Annotated in this window: 16 protein-coding genes and 2 tRNA genes; 13 read left to right on the forward strand and 5 right to left on the reverse strand. The window is 64.1% G+C overall.

Going from position 1 to position 19,314, the window contains the following annotated elements; genetic code table 11:
• Nucleotide 1 precedes the first annotated feature (1 nt).
• The 3 genes from ASD76_RS06865 to ASD76_RS06875 all read left to right on the forward strand — a co-directional run bounded on the left by ASD76_RS06865 (nucleotide 2) and on the right by ASD76_RS06875 (nucleotide 1,285).
• Nucleotides 2-997, forward strand: a complete 996-nt coding sequence (locus ASD76_RS06865) for a polysaccharide deacetylase family protein (protein WP_055920293.1) — start codon at nucleotides 2-4, stop codon at nucleotides 995-997.
• A gap of 59 nt (nucleotides 998-1,056) precedes the next feature.
• Nucleotides 1,057-1,132, forward strand: a tRNA-Ile gene (locus tag ASD76_RS06870).
• A 76-nt stretch (nucleotides 1,133-1,208) separates the two neighbouring features.
• Nucleotides 1,209-1,285 (forward strand) — tRNA-Pro (locus tag ASD76_RS06875).
• A 39-nt stretch (nucleotides 1,286-1,324) separates the two neighbouring features.
• On the opposite strand, the gene ASD76_RS06880 is transcribed toward ASD76_RS06875, so the two are convergent.
• From ASD76_RS06880 to ASD76_RS06895, 4 genes are all read right to left on the reverse strand, one after another.
• Nucleotides 1,325-1,585 carry a hypothetical protein gene (locus ASD76_RS06880; RefSeq protein ID WP_055920296.1) on the reverse strand — a complete coding sequence of 87 codons (261 nt, stop codon included), beginning with the start codon at nucleotides 1,583-1,585 and terminating at the stop codon, nucleotides 1,325-1,327.
• 55 nt (nucleotides 1,586-1,640) lie between these two features.
• Nucleotides 1,641-1,847, reverse strand: a complete 207-nt coding sequence (locus ASD76_RS06885) for a hypothetical protein (RefSeq protein ID WP_055920299.1) — start codon at nucleotides 1,845-1,847, stop codon at nucleotides 1,641-1,643.
• Between the two features lie 68 nt (nucleotides 1,848-1,915).
• Nucleotides 1,916-2,689 (reverse strand): type I methionyl aminopeptidase, encoded by a 774-nt coding sequence (map, locus tag ASD76_RS06890; protein WP_055920302.1) that lies wholly within the window; start codon nucleotides 2,687-2,689, stop codon nucleotides 1,916-1,918.
• A complete protein-coding gene (locus ASD76_RS06895) occupies nucleotides 2,689-2,898 on the reverse strand; it encodes a ParD-like family protein (RefSeq protein ID WP_055920305.1) in 210 nt (69 codons plus the stop codon). The genes map and ASD76_RS06895 overlap by 1 nt, the downstream gene beginning before the upstream one ends.
• 142 nt (nucleotides 2,899-3,040) lie before the next feature.
• On the opposite strand from ASD76_RS06895, the gene ASD76_RS06900 reads away from it, so the two are divergent.
• The 4 genes from ASD76_RS06900 (at nucleotide 3,041) to ASD76_RS06920 (ending at nucleotide 7,428) form a co-directional block, all read left to right on the forward strand.
• The gene (locus ASD76_RS06900) at nucleotides 3,041-3,508 is read left to right on the forward strand and encodes a GreA/GreB family elongation factor (protein WP_055920308.1); all 468 of its coding nucleotides are present in this window, start codon (nucleotides 3,041-3,043) and stop codon (nucleotides 3,506-3,508) included.
• Nucleotides 3,509-3,651: 143 nt separating this feature from the next.
• Nucleotides 3,652-5,325: an energy-dependent translational throttle protein EttA gene (gene ettA / locus ASD76_RS06905; protein ID WP_055920311.1), complete on the forward strand. Its 1,674-nt coding sequence runs from the start codon at nucleotides 3,652-3,654 to the stop codon at nucleotides 5,323-5,325.
• Nucleotides 5,326-5,766: 441 nt separating this feature from the next.
• Entirely contained in the window at nucleotides 5,767-6,618 is an 852-nt protein-coding gene (locus ASD76_RS06915) for an RcnB family protein (protein ID WP_162249645.1), read from the forward strand.
• A gap of 126 nt (nucleotides 6,619-6,744) precedes the next feature.
• Nucleotides 6,745-7,428 (forward strand): prolyl hydroxylase family protein, encoded by a 684-nt coding sequence (locus ASD76_RS06920; RefSeq protein WP_055920320.1) that lies wholly within the window; start codon nucleotides 6,745-6,747, stop codon nucleotides 7,426-7,428.
• Nucleotides 7,429-7,431: 3 nt separating this feature from the next.
• On the opposite strand, the gene ASD76_RS06925 is transcribed toward ASD76_RS06920, so the two are convergent.
• Complete coding sequence (locus tag ASD76_RS06925) at nucleotides 7,432-9,033, reverse strand: lysine--tRNA ligase (RefSeq protein ID WP_055920324.1); 1,602 nt, start codon at nucleotides 9,031-9,033, stop codon at nucleotides 7,432-7,434.
• A 335-nt stretch (nucleotides 9,034-9,368) separates the two neighbouring features.
• Here ASD76_RS06925 and ASD76_RS06930 point away from each other — a divergent pair, with 335 nt between their 5' ends.
• The 6 genes from ASD76_RS06930 to ASD76_RS06955 all read left to right on the forward strand — a co-directional run bounded on the left by ASD76_RS06930 (nucleotide 9,369) and on the right by ASD76_RS06955 (nucleotide 19,257).
• Nucleotides 9,369-12,458, forward strand: coding sequence for a TonB-dependent receptor domain-containing protein (locus ASD76_RS06930; protein WP_082553647.1), 3,090 nt, complete (start codon nucleotides 9,369-9,371; stop codon nucleotides 12,456-12,458).
• A 132-nt stretch (nucleotides 12,459-12,590) separates the two neighbouring features.
• Entirely contained in the window at nucleotides 12,591-14,252 is a 1,662-nt protein-coding gene (locus ASD76_RS06935) for an MFS transporter (protein WP_156457573.1), read from the forward strand.
• Nucleotides 14,249-15,421, forward strand: coding sequence for an HlyD family secretion protein (locus ASD76_RS06940; protein ID WP_055920330.1), 1,173 nt, complete (start codon nucleotides 14,249-14,251; stop codon nucleotides 15,419-15,421). The genes ASD76_RS06935 and ASD76_RS06940 overlap by 4 nt, the downstream gene beginning before the upstream one ends.
• A 96-nt stretch (nucleotides 15,422-15,517) precedes the next feature.
• A complete protein-coding gene (locus ASD76_RS06945; protein WP_055920333.1) occupies nucleotides 15,518-17,221 on the forward strand; it encodes a MoaF N-terminal domain-containing protein in 1,704 nt (567 codons plus the stop codon).
• A gap of 12 nt (nucleotides 17,222-17,233) precedes the next feature.
• The gene (locus ASD76_RS06950) at nucleotides 17,234-17,728 is read left to right on the forward strand and encodes a hypothetical protein (protein ID WP_055920335.1); all 495 of its coding nucleotides are present in this window, start codon (nucleotides 17,234-17,236) and stop codon (nucleotides 17,726-17,728) included.
• A 20-nt stretch (nucleotides 17,729-17,748) separates the two neighbouring features.
• A complete protein-coding gene (locus ASD76_RS06955; protein WP_055920338.1) occupies nucleotides 17,749-19,257 on the forward strand; it encodes a tannase/feruloyl esterase family alpha/beta hydrolase in 1,509 nt (502 codons plus the stop codon).
• Nucleotides 19,258-19,314 lie beyond the last annotated feature (57 nt).

Consider the following 19,314-nt stretch of genomic DNA (forward strand, 5'->3'; position numbering starts at 1 on the left):
CATGCGATCGATGATCGATCCGCCCTCGCGGCCAGCGTACGCGCGGTTCGATCCTCCTTTCGGTTGCCGCTTCCTGCTGACGGTCGACACCGAGGAAGAGTTCGACTGGACGAAACCGCTCACCCGCGACCAGCACGGCCTCGACCATGTGCCCGAACTGGCGCGATTCCAGCGGTTCTGCGAGGCGGAAGGGGTGGTGCCGGTCTACCTCATCGACTGGCCGATCGCGCAGTCGCAACAGGCCGCGGAGATCCTGCGCGCCCCCCTCGCCGCCGGCAAGGCGGAGCTCGGCATCCAGCTCCACCCCTGGGTAAATCCGCCGTTTGTGGAAGAAGTTAGTCAACACAACTCCTTCGCCGGCAACCTCCCCCCGGAATTGGAAGAAGCCAAGTTCCGCGCCCTAAAGGAAGCGATCGAACGCAATTTCGCAATCGAACCAACTATCTACCGCGCCGGCCGCTACGGCCTCGGTCCAAACACCGCGGCAATGCTCAACCGGCACGGCATCGCGGTCGATACATCGGTCAGGTCCAAGTTCGACTATTCCGCCATCGGAGGCGCAAACTACGGTAGCCACCCGCTGGCGCCCTATTGGGTCGACGACGAGCGACGCTTGCTCGAATTGCCGCTTACCACCGTCCACTGGGGCATGCTTCGGCGCCAAGGCGACTGGCTCCAGTCCACCCTCGCTGGCTCCCCGGCGCTGCTCGGCGCCTTGGCCCATACCGGCATGCTTGAGCGCATTCCGCTGACGCCCGAGGGAGTGGCCGTCGAGGAAGCAATCCGCGGCATCGACATGGCCCTCGACGACGGCCTGCCGCTGCTGGTCCTGTCTTTCCACAGCCCTTCGCTGCAGCCCGGACACACGCCCTACGTCCGCGACGAAGCTGATCTCGAGAACCTTTACGACTGGTGGCGCCGCGTTTTCGCCTACCTCGAACAGCGCAAGGTTGCGCCAACCACGGTCGCCGAAATCCTTACGTCGGTGCAGCGCTAACGCCCTGACTTGCCAGCGCCCCGGCACCAAGCTACCTCGCCGCGGCGCCCATGGTGCACGGGCCTGTAGCTCAGCGGTTAGAGCTGGCCGCTCATAACGGCTAGGTCGCGGGTTCGAATCCTGCCGGGCCCACCAATTTTCCGTGCCACCCTATCGCTTAGGCTTTTGGCTTGCGCCAAAGCGGCAGCAACCATAGGGAGGCGCCCCCGGTCGGGGAGTAGCGCAGTCCGGTAGCGCGCCTGCTTTGGGAGCAGGATGTCGCAGGTTCGAATCCTGTCTCCCCGACCAACTTCCTTGCGAGGCCTTGAGCCTCGGCGCTGAGCGCCTTCAGTCACCGTCGCCAGCGGCGAGCAAATCCATCAAATTTCGCGCTGCTTCACGATCGGCTTCTTCCTTGAAGGCGACGTCGAGGTCTGGCGCTTGTCCGAGCATATAGAGCACGGACCACAGCGCGAAACGGCGCGATCGATCGGTCTCCAGGCCAAAGTCCACGCGAAGCCGGTCAAGGCCGGCCGCTTGCACCGCCGGCGACGCTTCCGAGAGGTCGGATGTGCCAAAGTAGCGCTGCAGCAGATCGTCGAAATCCATCCGTGAGTGCTAGCGTACCAGACCCATCAGGCAAGCGACATCGTGAGCGCCAAGACTACTCCGTCGGCTTTACAGTCACCCAAACATCGACCGGGGCGATGAACTTGCCGGGAGCGGGCTTGCCGACGTCGATGCGCTCAGCGGTGACGAGCTCTCCGGTGGCGAGGTTAAAGCTCGCCCAGGGCTTCGGCATTCGTCCGAACGACATCTTCTGGATTGGACGCCCGGTCACAGTGTTCATGATAGTCGCGATGATAGCCATGCCGCGCCGCTAGGGTGCGGTGCCATACAGGTCCAGACTTAGGCCGCGGCTAATCAACAACCGTGCCTTTATGCGCGTACCAGCGCCGCTTCCTCTGGCCGAAGCGTCAAGACGCGAACGCCGTCTCGGGTCACCGCTACGGTGTGTTCAAATTGCGCTGATAGCTTTGCATCGGTGGTGACGACGGTCCACCCGTCCGCCTCGGTGCGAACCGTCCTTCGACCCTGGTTCAACATCGGCTCGATCGTGAAGACCATGCCCTCCCGGAGGGTCAACCCCGTGCCGGGTCTTCCGAAATGGAGCACCTGTGGCTCTTCGTGCATTTCCCGGCCGATGCCGTGGCCGCAATAGTCGCGCACGATTGAATAGCCGGCTCGTTTGGCGTGGCGCTCGATGGCATGGCCCACATCGCCCAGCCTGGCGCCAGGACGAACAGCGCGAATGCCCTTCCACAGCGCTTCATACGTCGTTTGCACGAGCCTCTTGGCTTGGGGTGCGACAGTTCCGATGAGGAAGGTCTTGCTGGAATCGGCAATAAATCCGTTCTTCTCCAGCGTGATGTCGAAATTGACGATATCGCCGTCCTGCAACACGTCCTCCGTGGACGGGACGCCATGGCAAACGACTTCGTTTCTCGAACAATTCAGCACGAAACCGTAGCCGTATTGGCCTTTGCTGGCCGGTCGCGCGCCAAGCTGGTTGACGATCAAGTCTTCGACCAGGTCATTGACCTGCATGGTGGTCTGGCCTGCGAGCTCCTGGTGGTCGAGGTACGAGAACACGCTCGCGAGAAGGCGGCCGGATTCGGCCATCAGCTCAACCTCGGCGGGCGATTTGATCACTAGACGACGACACCGGCATCGGCAGGATCGACGCCGGCTTCCTTGAGCTCACGAAGCAGGACCTGATGAAAGGTCAGTTGGGGGTTCAGCTCGCACAACATGCCTATCTTTATCCAGAAAGCGGCTTGTGCATTGATGGAGCGATAAGAGGCCTTGCTCGCCTTGCGGAGCTGTTCGTGGAGGTCGTCCTCTATGTTGACGATACCCATTTGATCATCCTCGAATATACGAATCGTATATGAATCATATAGTCGAGCTAAGTGTTCAGCAAGCCGGAAGGAATGACGGCTGGAAAAGCCCGCGAACCCGTCCCATCTTGTTGACCACCCAGTCGGCGTGGAGATGAGTTCAATGAGCGTGGCATTCCGTCGTGAGAGCGACGAGGAACATCTGGAGCCTAAATTCGAGCTCCCGATCCCTTCCGGTCCCAACCTGGTCACCGGCCGAGGCTTGGCCCTGATCAGGGAACGGATTTCCGAACTCGAAGCTCAGCTTGGCCGCGTCGACGATCCTGAGGCCATCAAGAAGCTCCAGCGCGACTTGCGCTATTGGAATACCCGGCAAGTGACAGCCGAGCTTGCCCCTCTCCCGCTTGGCGACAAGGTGGAATTCGGGACCCAAGTCCGCATTCTCCTCAACGGCAAGCCCAAGACATTTCTGATTGTGGGAGACGACGAGGCCGATCCCGCCGCGGGACGGCTCTCCTTCAACGCCCCGTTGAGCCGCGCCATGCTCGGGGCCGAAGTGGGAGAAACCCTGCCGTTCGGCAACGCGACCGACGCAATCGAGATCGTGGAGATCACCGTCCCGCCGGAATAACCCGCCCTGCCCTTAGCGCAGGCCCACTCCATCGGCTAAGCGGCGCCAGTCGAGCGCTTCGTGTCACGCCTGCCCGCTTGCCCCCTGACGCTGCACCGCCTATCTGCGCCGCAACCTCCCCACACCGATTTCCAAGGACGACCATGGCCGCCCAGTACGCATACGTCATGAAGAACATGACGAAGACATTCCCCGGCGCCCAGAAGCCGGTCCTGTCGAACATCAACCTGCAGTTCTACCAGGGCGCCAAGATCGGCATCGTGGGTCCGAACGGCGTCGGCAAGTCGACGCTGATGAAGATCATGGCCGGGATCGACACCGAGTACACTGGCGAGGCCTGGCCCGGTGAGTACATCACCGTCGGCTATCTTGCGCAGGAGCCTGAGCTCGATCCGACCAAGACCGTGCTCGAGAACGTCAAGGACGGCGCGCGTCAGGTGGCCGACATGGTCGAGCGCTTCAACCAGATCGGTATCGAGATGGGTGAGGACGGCGCCGACTTCGACGCACTCGGCGCCGAGATGGGCGAACTGCAGGAGAAGATCGACGCGGTCGACGGCTGGACGCTCGACAACCAGCTCGAGATCGCGATGGAGGCCTTGCGCTGCCCGCCGGGTGACATGGGTGTCGAAAGCCTCTCGGGCGGTGAGAAGCGCCGCGTGGCGCTGACCCGCCTGCTGATCCAGAAGCCTTCGATCCTGCTGCTCGACGAACCGACCAACCACCTCGACGCGGAATCGGTCGAGTGGCTCGAAAACCACCTCAAGGAATATGCCGGCGCGGTGCTGATGATCACCCACGACCGCTACTTCCTCGACCACGTGGTCGACTGGATCCTCGAGCTCGATCGCGGCAAGTACTTCCCTTACGAGGGCAACTACTCGACCTACCTGGAAAAGAAGGCCAAGCGCCTCTCACAGGAAGAGCGCGAAGAGAGCGGCCGCTCGAAGGCCCTCCGGGAAGAGCTCGAGTGGATTCGGCAGACCCCGGCTGCTCGCCAGACCAAGTCCAAGGCGCGTATCCGCAAGTTCGAACAGCTCCAGGAAGCGCAGAACGACCGCAAGCCCGGCAAGGCGCAGATCGTCATCCAGGTGCCCGAGCGGCTCGGCGGCAAAGTCATCGAGGTCAACAACATCTCGAAGGCCTATGGCGACAAGCTGCTGTTCGAAGATCTCAGCTTCACCCTGCCGCCTGGCGGCATCGTCGGTGTGATCGGTCCCAACGGTGCCGGCAAGTCGACGCTGTTCAAGATAATCACCGGCAAGGAGCAGCCGGACTCGGGCTCGATCGAGCTCGGCACGACCGTGCGCCTCGGCTTCGTCGACCAAAGCCGCGACCATCTCGATCCCAAGCACAACGTCTGGGAAGAGATTTCCGACGGACTCGACTACATGAAGGTCAACGGCAACGACATGAGCACCCGTGCCTATGTCGGCGCGTTCAACTTCAAGGGCCAGGACCAGCAGAAGAACGTCGGCAAGCTTTCTGGCGGTGAACGCAACCGCGTGCACATGGCCAAGATGCTCAAGACCGGCGGCAACGTGCTGCTGCTCGACGAACCGACCAACGATCTCGACGTCGAAACTCTGGCCGCGCTCGAAGACGCAATCGAGAACTTCGCCGGTTGCGCCGTGGTCATCAGCCACGACCGCTTCTTCCTCGATCGTCTGGCGACCCACATCCTCGCCTTCGAGGGTGACAGCCATGTCGAATGGTTCGAAGGCAACTTCGAGTCTTACGAGGAGGACAAGCGTCGCCGCCTTGGCGATGCTGCCGATCGTCCGACGCGTCTGGCCTACAAGAAGCTGACCCGTTGACGTTCAGCTTGACTGCTTGAAACATGAACAAAAGGCTGTCCGACCGGTTCAGTTGTCGGACAGCCCAGACGGAATATCACCGACTCATTAGCCGCAGCCACTTGGCGGTAGAGTTTGGAGATGCCGTCAATGTCACATCAGAGTTTGAAAGGGCGTGTCGGGTGGTCTGCGTTGGCAGTCGCGCTCGTCGCCAGCAGTTTATCGGTTCCCGCTACCGCACAGGATCGCGGCGGGCGGAACAATGGCCGCGGAGAACAGAGTTCGCAGCGCCAGCAAAGCTGGTCGGAGCGAACCGAAGCTCGCAGGGCGCAACCCGCCCCGCGCACGCAGGTAGAGAGCGACCCCCAGCCCCAGCGTCAGGCGCCTGAGCGGAGCGCTCCGCAACAGAATACCGCCCGCGCCGAACAGCGCCCGGCGCCTGCGGCCCCGCAAGGCAACCGAGTGGCCCCTGCTCGCCAGCAGGCCCAGGTAGGCCAGCGCGCCACACGGGATCAGCAGCAAACCGAACGTCGTGTGGAGCAACGCGCAGAACAGAACGCGCGTCTGCAGGAATGGCTCAGCAGCCGCTCTCAGGCACGAGCGGGCCAGCCGAGACAGGCGGGACAGACAGGTCAGGCTGGTCAGCCAAGACAGGCAGGTCAGGCGGGGCAGGAACGCAATCGAACCTACACCGACCAGAACCGCAATCCGGCCTATCGGGACGCCAGCCGCGACCGCGACAATCGGCAGGGCTGGCAACAGCGCGAAAACGACCGTCGAGTCGACGACAACGCTGGCCGGGCCGAACGCGACAATCGGCAAGGTTGGCAACAACGCGAAAACGACCGCCGGGGCGACCAAAACGCTCGTCGCGCCGATCGGGATGACAGGCCTGACTGGCAGCGTCGGGACAACGACCGGCGTGGCGACAACGATTGGCGCAATGGCCGCTACGCTCAGAACGACCGGGGCGACTGGAACCGCGGCAATCGGCAGGACTATCGCCAATGGGACCGTCGTTGGCGCGATAACAACCGCTATGACTGGCAGCGCTATCGCAACAGCAACCGCTACACCTACCGGCTAGACAGCTATTACGCGCCCTACCGCAACTACGCCTACCGCAGGCTGGGCGTCGGGTTCTACCTCGACTCCCTGTTCTTCGGGAACAACTACTGGATCGGCAACCCGTGGCAGTATCGCCTGCCCGAGGTCTACGGTCCTTACCGCTGGGTTCGCTACTACGACGACGTCGTACTGGTGAACACGTTCACCGGCGAAGTGGTCGACGTGATCTACAACTTCTTCTGGTAACTGCCTTTCTGCCGGTGTGAGTGGCCCGGCAGGAGCGAAGCCCTCGCCCGGAAACGGGCGGGGGCTTCTGCTCGTCGGATTTCAAGGGCTTGCCTCTGCGAGCAGAGGGTGGATAGGTTCGCGGCCATGACCGAGATCCACATTCCGCCCCCTGAGGACAAGAGCGACCAGCCGCGACTGCGGAAGCTCGGCCAGAAGGTGCGGGAGCGGCTCGCCGCCAACAAGGACGTCTACGCGCTCCCTTGCGAGAAGGCCGAGCTGTGGGCGGTCGGCAACTTCTTCTCGCCCGAGGAGTGCGTCCGGTTAATGGCGATGGTGGATGCCATCGCCAAGCCGAGCCGGGCCTTCGACGCCGAGTATTCGAGCGGTTACCGCACCTCCTATTCCGGCGACGTCGATCCACTCGACCCCTTCATCAAAGGCCTGCAGCGGCGGATCGACGATCTGCTCGGGATCGATCCCACTTTCGGCGAGACGATCCAGGGCCAGCGATACCTGGTCGGCCAGGAGTTCCAGGCCCATGCGGACTGGTTTCCCGGCGGCACTTCGTATTGGGAGATCGAAAAGGACCGTGGCGGGCAGCGGTCAATCACCGCGATGGCTTACCTCAACCAGGTCGAGGAAGGCGGCGCGACGCACTTTCCGCGGCTTGGCTTCAAGGTCGACCCCCAGCCCGGCGCCTTGCTGATCTGGAACAACGCCGATCCGGAAGGCGTGCCCAATCCCTGGACCATCCACGCCGGCACCCCGGTGGTCCGCGGGGTGAAGTACATCGTCACCAAATGGTACCGTTGCCGGCGGTGGATTTGAGCCTCAGGCGGTTCGTTCCAGCGCTTCGGCAATCAGCTTTCGCGTATTGGCCACGCCGTAGAGGGCGATGAAGCTGCCCATGCGCGGCCCCTGGCTCGAACCGAGCAGCGTTTCGTAAAGCGCGCGAAACCAGTCGCGCAGGCTCTCGAAGCCGTACTCTTCCTTCTTGCCGATTTCGTAGACCGCGGTCTGCAGGTCTTCCGCCGGAGTATCGTCGCCCGAGCGCGCCAATTCCTCGTCGAGCGCCCGCAGCGCCGCGGCCTCGTTCGGCTCCGGCGCGCGGCGGTTGAGCGTCGGCGCGATGAAGTCGCGGTTGTAGGCCAGCGCCCGGTTGATCAGCGCATCGAGCTCGGGATGGTGGGTCGGGTTCAAGTCGTGGATGTAATTGCCGAGGTAGCTCCACACCTGCTCGTGCGTCGCCCCTGCGCCCAGAACCCCGACCAGGTTGAGCAACAAGGCGTAGCTCACCGGCAGGGTATCGCCCTCGCCCCCGTGATAGCCATTGGCGCGCAGTAAGTGCCAGACCGGGTTGCCGAGCTGCTGTTCGAGCGGCTGCTCAGGGATCTTGGCGCGGAACTGCCAATATTCGTCCACTGCCTTGGGGATCACTCCGACATGCAGGCTCTTCGCGCTCTTCGGTTCGCGGAAGATGTAGAAGCCCAGGCTCTCTTCGGTGCCGTAAGTCAGCCACTCGTCGATCGTCAGGCCATTGCCCTTCGACTTGGAGATCTTCTCTCCCTTCTCGTCGAGGAACAGCTCGTAGATCATCACTTCGGGCATGCGCCCGCCAAGCGCACGGACGATGCGGCCCGACTGGGTGACGCTGTCGGTCAGGTCCTTGCCGCTCATCTCGTAGTCGACGCCGAGCGCGTACCAGCGCATCGCCCAATCGACCTTCCACTGCAGCTTGGCCTTGCCGCCGAACACGCATTGCTCGACCGTTTCGCCTTCGTCTTCGAAGCGGACGATGCCGTTGGCCGCGTCGACCACGGTGACGGGCACCTGCAGCACGACGCCACTCTTCTCGCTGATCGGGAGGACCGGCGAATAAGTCTTCTGCCGCTCCGCCCGCAGCGTCGGCAGCATGATGTCCATGATTGCGTCGAACGTTTCGAGCACGCGGACCAGCGGCGCGTCAAACGCGCCCGAGTTGTAGCGATCGCTCGCGGCGACGAATTCGTACTCGAAGCCGAAGCGGTCGAGGAAATCGCGCAGCATCGCGTTGTTGTGGTGCGCGAAGCTTTCGAACTTGCCGAACGGATCGGGCAACCGGCTCAGCGGCTGACCGAGATGCCGCGCCATAAGTTCCTGCTGCGGCACGTTGTCGGGGACCTTGCGCAGCCCGTCCATGTCATCGCTGAACGCCACCAGCCGCGTCGGCGCGCCGCCGGAGACGATTTCGTACGCCCGGCGCACGAGCGTGGTCCGCAGCACTTCCTGGAACGTGCCGATGTGCGGCAGGCCCGAGGGGCCATAGCCAGTCTCGAACAGCACGGGCGCCCCGCCCGGCTTGCCATCCGGGTAGCGTTTGACGAGCTTCATCGCTTCCTGGAACGGCCAGGCCTTGGAAACTCGGGCGGCGGAGATCAGCGCGTCATCAAACATGCTGGGGGCCTTTGCGGAAGGCGGCCCTCGGCGCAAGCACGAAGGGCAGCGTGCGACGTTTGCGCTGACAGGAATGTGGCTTCGCCAATAGTCCGGATTGGCTGAATTCCGCCGTCCTCGATCCCGTGACGCCTCTGGTTCCAACCTAGATCAATGGCCTCAGGAGCGGGAGACAAGGGACTGTTTACAAACAGCTATTGAAATTGAACGCAGTTAAGGCATTATTCGCCCAAGACACGCCCCCGCAGCCACTAGGATCTCTTCGATCCCAAAGAGGCCGCGGAAGAAGGCCGCTAAGATTCGCCCAAAAATGGGTGGTTTAGGGGAGGGAAGACATGCGGGTCTACAGACACCGCGGCACGATGATGTGTCGCGAGCTCAGCAGAATTGCACTTGCCATTGGCCTTGCAGCGGGTTGGTCCGCCACCGCGATGGCGCAAGACGCGGCCCCCTCGGACCCTCCAGCCGCCGCTACGGCGGATGGCGAAAACCAGATCGTGGTCACCGGCTCGCGCGTTACCCGCAGCACTTTCGAAACGCCGAACCCGGTCACCGTGCTCGACTCGGAAGACATCCAGGCCCTGGGCCTGAACAATGTCGCCGAAGTCGTCTCGCAGTTGCCTTCGAACTCGAACTTCTTCGCTGCCAACAACGTTGGCCTCGGCAACTTCAACGTCGGCGCGCAGCTGGTCAACTTGCGCGGCCTCAATCCGTTCTTCGGCACGCGCACGCTGACGCTGATCGATACGCGTCGTGTGGTCCCAACCACCACGGGCGGCGGCGTCGACATCACGCTGGTTCCCTCGATGTTGGTCGGCCGGGTGGAGACCGTCACCGGCGGCGCCTCGGCGGTCTATGGTTCCGACGCGATTGCCGGGGTCGTGAACGTGATCCTCGACAAGGATCTCGAAGGCATCAAGGCGCAGGCCGACTACACCGTCACCACGCACGGCGATGGCGACGATTTCCACATCACCGGCGCCTATGGGACCGCCTTTGCCGACGATCGCGGGCACTTCATCGTCGGCGCCGAATTTCAGGACACCTCGGCGATCGGCAATTGCTCCGAGGAACGCGACTGGTGCGCGCAGAACTATGCGATGTTCACCAATACCGACTACGCGACGAATGGTCAGCCGCACTACATCATCGGTCGCGACGCGAGCCCGGCCTACACCAGCCAGACAGGCGTGCTCATTCCGTGCCTGGCGTTTGTCGGCGTGTGTATCTACGCGCCCGCCGTCACCGGGCCCGCGGTCCAGTTCAATCCGGACGGCACCGGGACCGTTCCCTTCGATCCAGGCCTGTACTCCGCCGGCGCCGGCATCTTCGGTTTCCGCCAAGGTGGCGACGATCTCGCAGTGGGCGCTTATGATGCCACCACCGTGCGCGTGGCGGTCCAGAAGCTCAGCACCCTCGCCCGCGTCGAATACGAAGTCGGTTCGTCGGTAACCGCCTCTCTCGAAGGATCATACGCCCGCAGCGAAGCCAACAACCCGGTCGCAACGGGCGCTATTGGACCCTACGCGTTCGATGTCGGCGGGGGCGCCCTCGTCGGCTATCATATTGCGCCCGACAACGCCTTCCTGCCTGCCGGCGTGGCGGCCACCATGGGGCCAGGCGGCGCCTTCATCGGCCGCAACATGAACAATCTCCAGACCGCGGAGAACGACACCAATAACGAAACCTGGCGCGTGGTTGCTGCGCTTTCGGGAGACGTCGGCGAGAGCTGGAACTGGGACGCCTACTACTCGCACGGCGTGAACAAGAACGACCAGCACTTGTACCACAACGTTGTCGATCCGCTGCTGCGCTTCGCGCTCGACGCGGTCAACACGCCCACCGGGATAGCCTGCGGTATCGACGTACCCGGACACATCAATCCCAACACCGGGCAGCCCTACACCGCGGCCGACCAGGCTCTGGCCGATGCGTCGGGCACTTGCGCGCCGCTCAACCTGTTCGGAGCGGCCAATGCCGATCAGGCGGCGATCGACTACGCCTTCCGCACATTGGTTGAGTTCTCGACCCAGAAGCAGGACGTGATCGCGGCCAACTTGCGGGGCGACTTGTTCGATGGGTTCGGCGCGGGGTCGGTCAAGCTCGCCAGCGGTGTCGAATGGCGAACCGAAAGCGGCACCGTCACGCACGATATGGCGAACCAGCCTTGGTACTCCGGCTACACGCTCAGCTACGGCCTCGACTACGGCGGCAAGACCGAAGTCCTCGAAGGCTATGCCGAATTGAACGTACCGGTGTTTCGCGATTCGCCTGTCGGCAAATATCTGGAACTCGACGGTGCGGTCCGCCTGACTCACAACAAGAACACCGGCACATCAGGAGCCAATGACGGTCAATCGGCCAGCCGCGAGTTCCTCACCTGGAAGCTCAGCGGTATCTGGGACGTTACCGACTGGGTGCGCCTGCGTGGCACACGCTCGCGAGACGTCCGCGCTCCGCAGTTCCGCGAACTGTTCCAGACTTACGCGACGACAGTGGGCGGGCCGTTTGGTTCAGTCAGCAACCCCTGGCCGGGTGGCAGCCCTAGCGATCCGGTCAGCATCGACAGCGGCGGCGACGTCAACCTTCGGCCCGAGAAAGCCGATACCCTGACCGTAGGCGTGGTGCTGACGCCAGAGGACTGGTTCAGCGGCTTCCGCTTCTCTGCCGACTGGTATCAAATCAAGATCAAGGACGCGATCATCGGCCCGCCGTTCGGCATCGGGGCGCAGAACATCGTCACGGGTTGCTTCCAGGGCAACACGACCTTCTGCGATCTGATGGAGGGTGAAGGGACGGCGGACATCATCCACATCGACAACCGCGCGGCCAACCTGCAAGGGTTTACCACGCGGGGCATGGACTTCGAGGCGCAGTACCAGACCTCGATTGGCACCGGTTCGCTGCTGGTTCGAATGCTGGCATCTTATCTTTACGATCAGCTGTTCGACACCGGCCTGACCAACGCCGCGACCGGCGAGCCCCTGCCGCCCACCAACTACGCCGGGCAATCGGGCCCGACGGCCGCGTTCGGCAGTTTCAACACGGCACCCAAGTGGCAGGCGAACGCCTTCGTCACGTACAACCAGGGCCCGTTCACCGGGACGGTGCAGGCGCGCTACATCGGCGCGGGACGGTTCCTCACCGTCACGGCCAGCGGCGGCGCGCCGATCGATCCCAGTGACCCGGGTTACGCCACGACTGATCCGAACAGCATCAGCGACAACCGTGTCGACGATGCGATCTACATCAACCTCTCTGGATCTTATGACATCACCAAGCAGATCCAGGTCTTTGCGGCGCTGAACAACGTGTTCGATCGTGATCCCGTGATCGCGCCGGGCGGGAATGGCTTCCCGACAAACCCGGTCTACTTCGACACGTTCGGGCGGAACATCCGCATCGGAGCGCGAGTGAATTTCTGATTGGAACGGCGCCCTTTCGAGGGCGCCGCTTCCTTTGGATGCCGAGAGGCGGCACTGCGCACCGCCAAGGAAACCTAGTCACCCGCAGATCATTGTACCCAATGAGCAATCGCGCTCCAGAACGGGGACGGGGTGGCGCCGCAGACTTCGACCTATCAGTTCGCGCCGCATGAACGGCCGGTCATGCCCGGCTCGCCGGCGACGCCGACGCACCCCATGCCGCGCCGGATCGGCTATTTCGCGATCGGCGTCCTCGTCGCACTGACGGCGGGGCTCGCGAACGGATTGCTGATCGGAAACCTGCCCCAGATCCAGGGAGCGCTGGGCCTGACGAGCGTCGAGGGGGCCTGGCTGACCGCCGCCTATTCGATGACCAATGTCTGCACCAGTTTCATGCTGATCAAGTTCCGCCAGCAGTTCGGACTGCAGCGCCTGACGCGGGTATTCCTGCTCGGGTTCGTGGCGATTTCCGGCATCCAGGTCTTGGTCCACAGCTATGGCCTCGAGCTCGCGCTGCGCGCCGGAGCCGGGATCATCGCCGCCGGTTTCACCCCGCTGGGCTTCTTCTACATCATGCAGGCCATGCCCGCGAAAGCCCGGCTCGGCGGGATGATCCTCGGCGTGGGCCTGACCCAAGTGGCCTTGCCGCTGGCGCGGGTGATCTCGCCCGTGCTGCTGGCCAATGGCGAGATCACCAACCTCTACCTGTTCGAATTCGCGCTTAGCTTGATCTGCCTCGGCAGCATCGCCCTGCTGCGCTTGCCCCCGAGCGAGACGGCAAACGTGTTCGAGAAGCTCGATTTCGCCAGCTTCGCGCTGTTCGCGCCGGGCATGATGCTGCTGTTGGCGGTGCTGACGCAGGGGCGGATCGTCTGGTGGACGACGCCGTGGATCGGCTACGGGTTCGCGGCCTCGGTCGTGCTGATCGGCACCGCGATGGTGATCGAACACAACCGCGCCAACCCCATGCTCAACACCCGCTGGATGCGGACCGGCGGCGTAATACGCTTCGCCCTGGTGGCGGCCACGGTCCGTCTGCTTCTGGGCGAGCAGAACTACGGAGCCGTGGGCCTGCTTTCGGTCGTCGGCATGGGCAATGACCAGCTCATCATGTTCAACCTGGTTCTGGTGGCGGCCACTCTGGCCGGAGTGATCGCCAGCCTGGTTACGCTCAACCCGAACGACCTGCTCAAGCCGATCGTGCTGTCGGTCGCGCTGATTGGCCTAGGCGCCTGGCTGGACTCGCATTCGAGCAACCTCACCCGCCCCGCCGACTTCTACGTGACGCAGGGCATGATCGGCTTCGCAGCGGCCTATTTCCTCGGACCCACCATGATGCTCGGCATCCTGCGCGCGCTCGCCAAGGGGCCGAGCCACATGGTGAGCTTTTCCGCAGTGTTCAGCATCGCGCAGACGCTCGGCGGGCTTGGCGGCGGGGCGATGCTCGGCACATTTCAGATCGTTCGCCAGCGCTACCATTTCAACGAGCTGGTCCAGTCCATGCTGGCGACCGACCCCCAAGTGGCGCTGAGGGTCAAACAACTGAGCGGGGCCTACGGCAAGGTCGTGACCGACCAGGTGCTGCTCCAAAAACGAGGGATCGAACTTCTCACCCAGCAAGTCACGCGCGAGGCGAACATCATGGCGTTCAACGACGTGTTCCTGCTGATCGCGGTGCTGTCGGCTATCGCGTTCGCCTATCTTTTCGGCCGCTGGCTCTATCTCCGTTGGTACGGGATCAACCCCCTCGCCGAAGAACTCGCCGCACTCCAGAGAATGAGGCCCAGCCAGTGAGCGACACCCAGCCTCCCGAAGACAAGCCGACGCCCCCGCCCGCCGAAGAGCCCGATGCCGAACACGTCAGGCAGGAGGATCCCTTGGAGAGCCCCGACCAGGTCGGCCCCGAAGCGAGCGGCTGGGCCCCACCGAAAAGCGGGCGGAAGGGGACGATCGTGTTCCTCGTGGTCCTGCTCGCCGGGGTCGTTCTGGCGCTCTACGCCTGGGACCTGCCGCCATTCCACAGTTCGGTCCAGACCACCGACAACGCCTTCGTCCGCGGTCAGACCACGGTGATATCCCCGCAAGTGAGCGGCTATGTGACCAGGGTCTACGTGCAGGACTTCCAGCAGGTGAAGACAGGCGATCCGCTGGTGCAGATCGATGACCGCACCTACCGTCAGCGGGTCCAGCAGGCCGAAGCCAACCTGCAAGCGCAGATCGCCACGCTCGCCAACTCGGAACAGAGCCAGCGATCGAGCGAGGCCTCGGTAGTCGGCCAACAGGCGGCAATCGAAAGTGCCCGCGCCCAACTGGCGCGAGCCCAGGCCGACATGACCCGCATCGGCGAACTCTACGCCCAACGCTGGATCACCACGCGCGAGCGCGACCAGGCGCTGGCAGCGCAGCAGCAGGCCGAAGCCGCCGTCCGCCAGGCAGAAGCGCAGCGCACCGTGGCACAGGAGCAAGTCCGCAGCGTCACTGTCGGGCGCGGCGGACTGGAGGCGAGCGTAGCCAACGCCCGCGCGGCGCTGAAGGTGGCGCAGATCGACCTCGAAAACACCCGGATCCAGGCGCCGCAAGCGGGCCAGGTGAGCGAAGTCGGCGTGCGCCTAGGCCAGTTTGTCACTGCCGGCACGCAGCTGCTGTTCGTGGTGCCCGAGAAGATCTGGGTCGTGGCCAACTTCAAGGAAGCGCAGACGGCCAATATCGAGCCAGGCCAACGCGCGCGGGTACGGGTCGACGCTCTCGCCGGGCGCGAGCTCCAGGGCCGTGTCGAACAGATCGCTCCGGCGGCGGGCAGCGAATTCTCCGTCATCCGCCCCGACAATGCGACCGGCAATTTCGTCAAAGTCCCGCAACGCATCCCGGTGCGGATCGCCATCGACCCCAACCAACCCCTAGCGCGGCGCCTGCGGCCCGGCATGTCGGTGGAGGCAAGCGTGGATACGAGCAGCGGCCGGTAGGTCGATCGGGCCAGATTCCCACAATCCCCGCTTGCGCTCGCGCTCGGCTGTGGCAGGTAAGCGGACAACGAGAAAACAACAGGGAGAGATGGGGGTATGGCTCTGCAAGCCTATCCGGACGTACCGCTATTCCGGTACCCGTACACGCAGCTGACCGAAGTGCAGGTCCAGGCAAAGCTCGCCGAGGCCGCTGGCGGTCCGGGGAGCAAGGGGCCGCTCGAGACCGACCTCGCGGGCGCCAACCTGCGCGTAGTGACCGACAGCGCGGGGACGCTGCTCTGGCAGTTCGGGCCGGGCAACAAGGTCACCTTCGAAGGGGCTGAGGCCGGATATGGCGCCCTGACGCTCGATCATGTCACCCTGATCGCGCACCTCATCCCCAACTCGACCCGCGGCTATGCGATTGCCTGGGATCGCCACAACAGCCTCGCCACGGTGTTCGAGCTATGGTTCGGCGGTGGCCCCTCGCCGCACAACCGCGAGGTCAATCGCGCGGTGTGGCACGGCTATGTGCAATCGGGCGACAGCGAAGCCCCGACGGAGCGCCATGCTCCGACGCTGCGGCTTGAAGGCCGCGCGTTTGCCTGGACCGAGGACACCGGCAACCGCACGATCGAGTATTATCCCTCGGTCACTTACACCCATTGGGTCGAGCTTGACCGGCTCAAGGAGAAGCGCGGCTATTCAGCGCCGATGGATTACATCCAGCTGACCGAAGACCTCTACCTGGTGGCGCGGGTCGAGTCCGAGTTCTCGGGCCTCCTGCACATGTACCTGGTGGACGTGAACCGGCTCCAGCAAGCCGGGCTTAGGCTCGGTTTCAACGGCGCGGACGAGTTGGAATACTACATGTTCCGCGGCACCGGCGAATGGCTCGGCCAGCTCGCCCGGTTCGAGAAGCTGGGCGATTTCAGCGCCGAGCCGCTCAAGATTGAGAACGCCAAGAAGGGCGAGCGGCGCATCTATCGCCCGGTCGCGACGATGGACAAGTTGACTCCGGCGGAAGTCGCCAAGGTCGTGGCCGAGAACACTCATGTGTTCGACCGCCCGAGCCCGATGGCTGGCAACGGCACAAAGTCCAGCGGAGAGCTGGCGGGCAAGTCCTTTGCCATCCACTACGATAACGGCCCACGGATGGAGTACCGCTTCACCAGTGCCGATAGCCTGCAATGGCGCAAGGACGGTGCGGGCGACTGGAAGGAAGCGCGCTACAACGCCTGGGAAGTGATGCCGGGCGCGTTCATCTTCGGCCACTTGCTGCAAGGCGAGCCGAACCATGACGGCCATATCGCGGTGATCGACCTCGATGCGGGCCTCGCGACCAATTACCACGGCTTCCTCAACACGCCCTACATAGCCAACGAGGCGGGCGCCGAGACGCTGTTCGGCAAGATCGTCGGGCAAGGCATCCCCGACCCCGGCACCAAGCGGCATGAACGCACCCGCGACTTGCTCGGGAGGGCGTTCACCTGGGAGTATTCGCCGGGCCTCAATTCGATGCACCTGTATTCGACGCCGAATACGACCTCGTGGATCATCCCCACGCCGACCGGTCATTTCGCCACCGAGTGGAGCGGGAGCGGCGACTTCGTGAAGATCCGCGACCAGCTCTACTTCGCGCGCTGGCAGGAAGAGGCGTGCAACGGGACGCTCGGCACGATCCTGATCAACATGCGCACGATGCACGACGCTGGCATCGGTTATCACTGCGGCAAGAACGGCCTCAGCATGAGCGCGGTCGGCGCCCCCGCCCGCCATGCCGGCAAGTTCAACGTCGACAAATTCTTCCCCGCGGCCTGAGGAGGACACGAGATGGAAAAGCTATCCGCAACGAACCGCCGCAGCTTTCTCAAGTCGAGCGCGCTGATCGCCGTCCCTATCGCAGCCGTTGCCCCGGTTGCCGCGCTTGCGGCCGACGACAGCCGCGCCAAGCTCGCCCGGCTCGAGGATGAGCGGGCGATCGAAGCCTTGCAGCGCAAGTTCCTGCGCCACCTCAACGGCACGGCCGATTGCGGCGAGTTCATCGCCTCCACCGACGCGGTAGACTTCGGCGAAGGCCTACGCTCGATCGCCGAGGACATGGGGCATGAGGCCTCGCTCGATCTGGCCGAGGACGGCCTCTCCGCCAGCACCCGCTGTGCCTGCCTGGTCGAGCGGGAGGCCGAGTTCGCCGGCCACTCCACTCTCGAACAGATGACCCGTTTCCAGGGCCAGGGCAGCCACCGGCACGAGGCGCGCCAGGTCCTCGCCACCGAATTCGTCAAGAGCGCAGACGGTTGGCGCATCGCCGGCGCCACGCTCGCTTAAGTCTCCAGGAAAGGTCACCCATGAGAATACTCGCAACGGTCGCGCTTGCCGCGCTGGCCGCCGGCTGCACCACTAGCGACGCCGCCACCACCAGCGCCGCCGCTTCCCCCGCGATCGGGAGCGCCGAGGGCTGCGCCGCCGTGACCCCGGCAATGCTCGGCGCCACCAGCGCCAGCGGCAAGTGGGTCGCACCGGCCAATGGCCTGCCTGGCTTCTGCGAAGTCACCGGCACGCTATCGCCCGTCGCGGGTTCGACCATCGGCGTTGTCTATCGCCTGCCAGCGAGCTGGAACGGCAAAGTCCTCGGCATCGGCGGCGGCGGATGGGCGGGCAACACCACCATCCAGGCAGCAACCCCAGCGCTCAAGCGGGGCTATGCCACGTTCCAGACCAACGCGGGCCACGATTCCACCAACGTGTGGGACACCAGCTGGGCGGCGAACCCGGAAGCGGCCAAGGACTTCGCCTGGCGCGGCATCCACGAGATGACGGTCTCCGGCAAGAAGCTGGTCGCGGCCTTCTACGACCGACCGCACAGCCGCGCCTACTTCGAAGGCTGTTCGACCGGCGGACGCATGGCGCTGATGTCGGCGCAACGCTTCCCGGCGGACTATGACGCGATCAGCTCCGGCGCTCCGGTCTACACGCTGCAGGTGCAAACGAGCGCCGTGCTGCGCAACCAGACTTTCGCCAAGAACAACGGCGGCTTCACGGCCGAGGACCTCGCGCTCGCCAAGTCCTCCGTCCTCGCGAGCTGCGATGCAGCCGACGGTCTCAAGGACGGCCTGATCGCCGATCCGCGCCAGTGTAACTGGGACCCGGCCGCGATCCAGTGCTCGGGCGCCAAGAACGCCACTTGCCTGGCCCCCGCGCAAGTGACCGCGCTGCGCACGGTCTACGAAGGCGTGCGCACGCCCAACGGCGAATGGGGCATGTTCCCGATGAGCCGCGGCGGGGAGACCGGCTGGAGCCTGTTCGTCGGTACCAACGGCGCCGGCACCGACCCGAGCGGCGGTGGCGGCCTTCGCGGCCTGCTGCCGCTCATCTTCGGCAACCAGCCGATCGATCTTACCACCATGACCCTCGCCCAGGTGCAAACTCTCCGCGGCAGCGCCTTTGCCGAGATGTACGAGGCGAAGAACCCGGACCTCTCGGCCTTCTTCGGCCGCGGCGGCAAGCTGATCCTGTGGCATGGCGAGAACGATCCGGGCCCGAGCCCGGTCGGCACCAACGACTATGTCCGCGCCGTGCTGGCCAAGAACAGCGCCGCTCCGCAATCGATGCGCTACTTCACCCTGCCGGGTGTCGAGCATTGCCGTGGTGGACCGGGCGCGGACCAAGTCGAATGGCTCGATGCCCTCGACAGCTGGAAGGATAGCGGCACCGCGCCCGAAGTGCTGGTTGGAACCAAGGCCGACGGCTCGTTGACCCGGCCGCATTGCGCCTGGCCGAAGGTTGCCCACTACAAGGGCAGCGGTGATGCCAACAATCCCGCGAGCTGGCAGTGCGTAGCCCGCGCCGCTAGCTGACGGTGATGGTCCTTCGACAAGCTCAGGACGAACGGTAAGGGAACAACCTCCGTTCGT

Origin of the sequence: Altererythrobacter sp. Root672, assembly GCF_001427865.1 — a bacterium.
In the GTDB taxonomy this organism is placed as follows: Bacteria; Pseudomonadota; Alphaproteobacteria; order Sphingomonadales; family Sphingomonadaceae; genus Croceibacterium_A.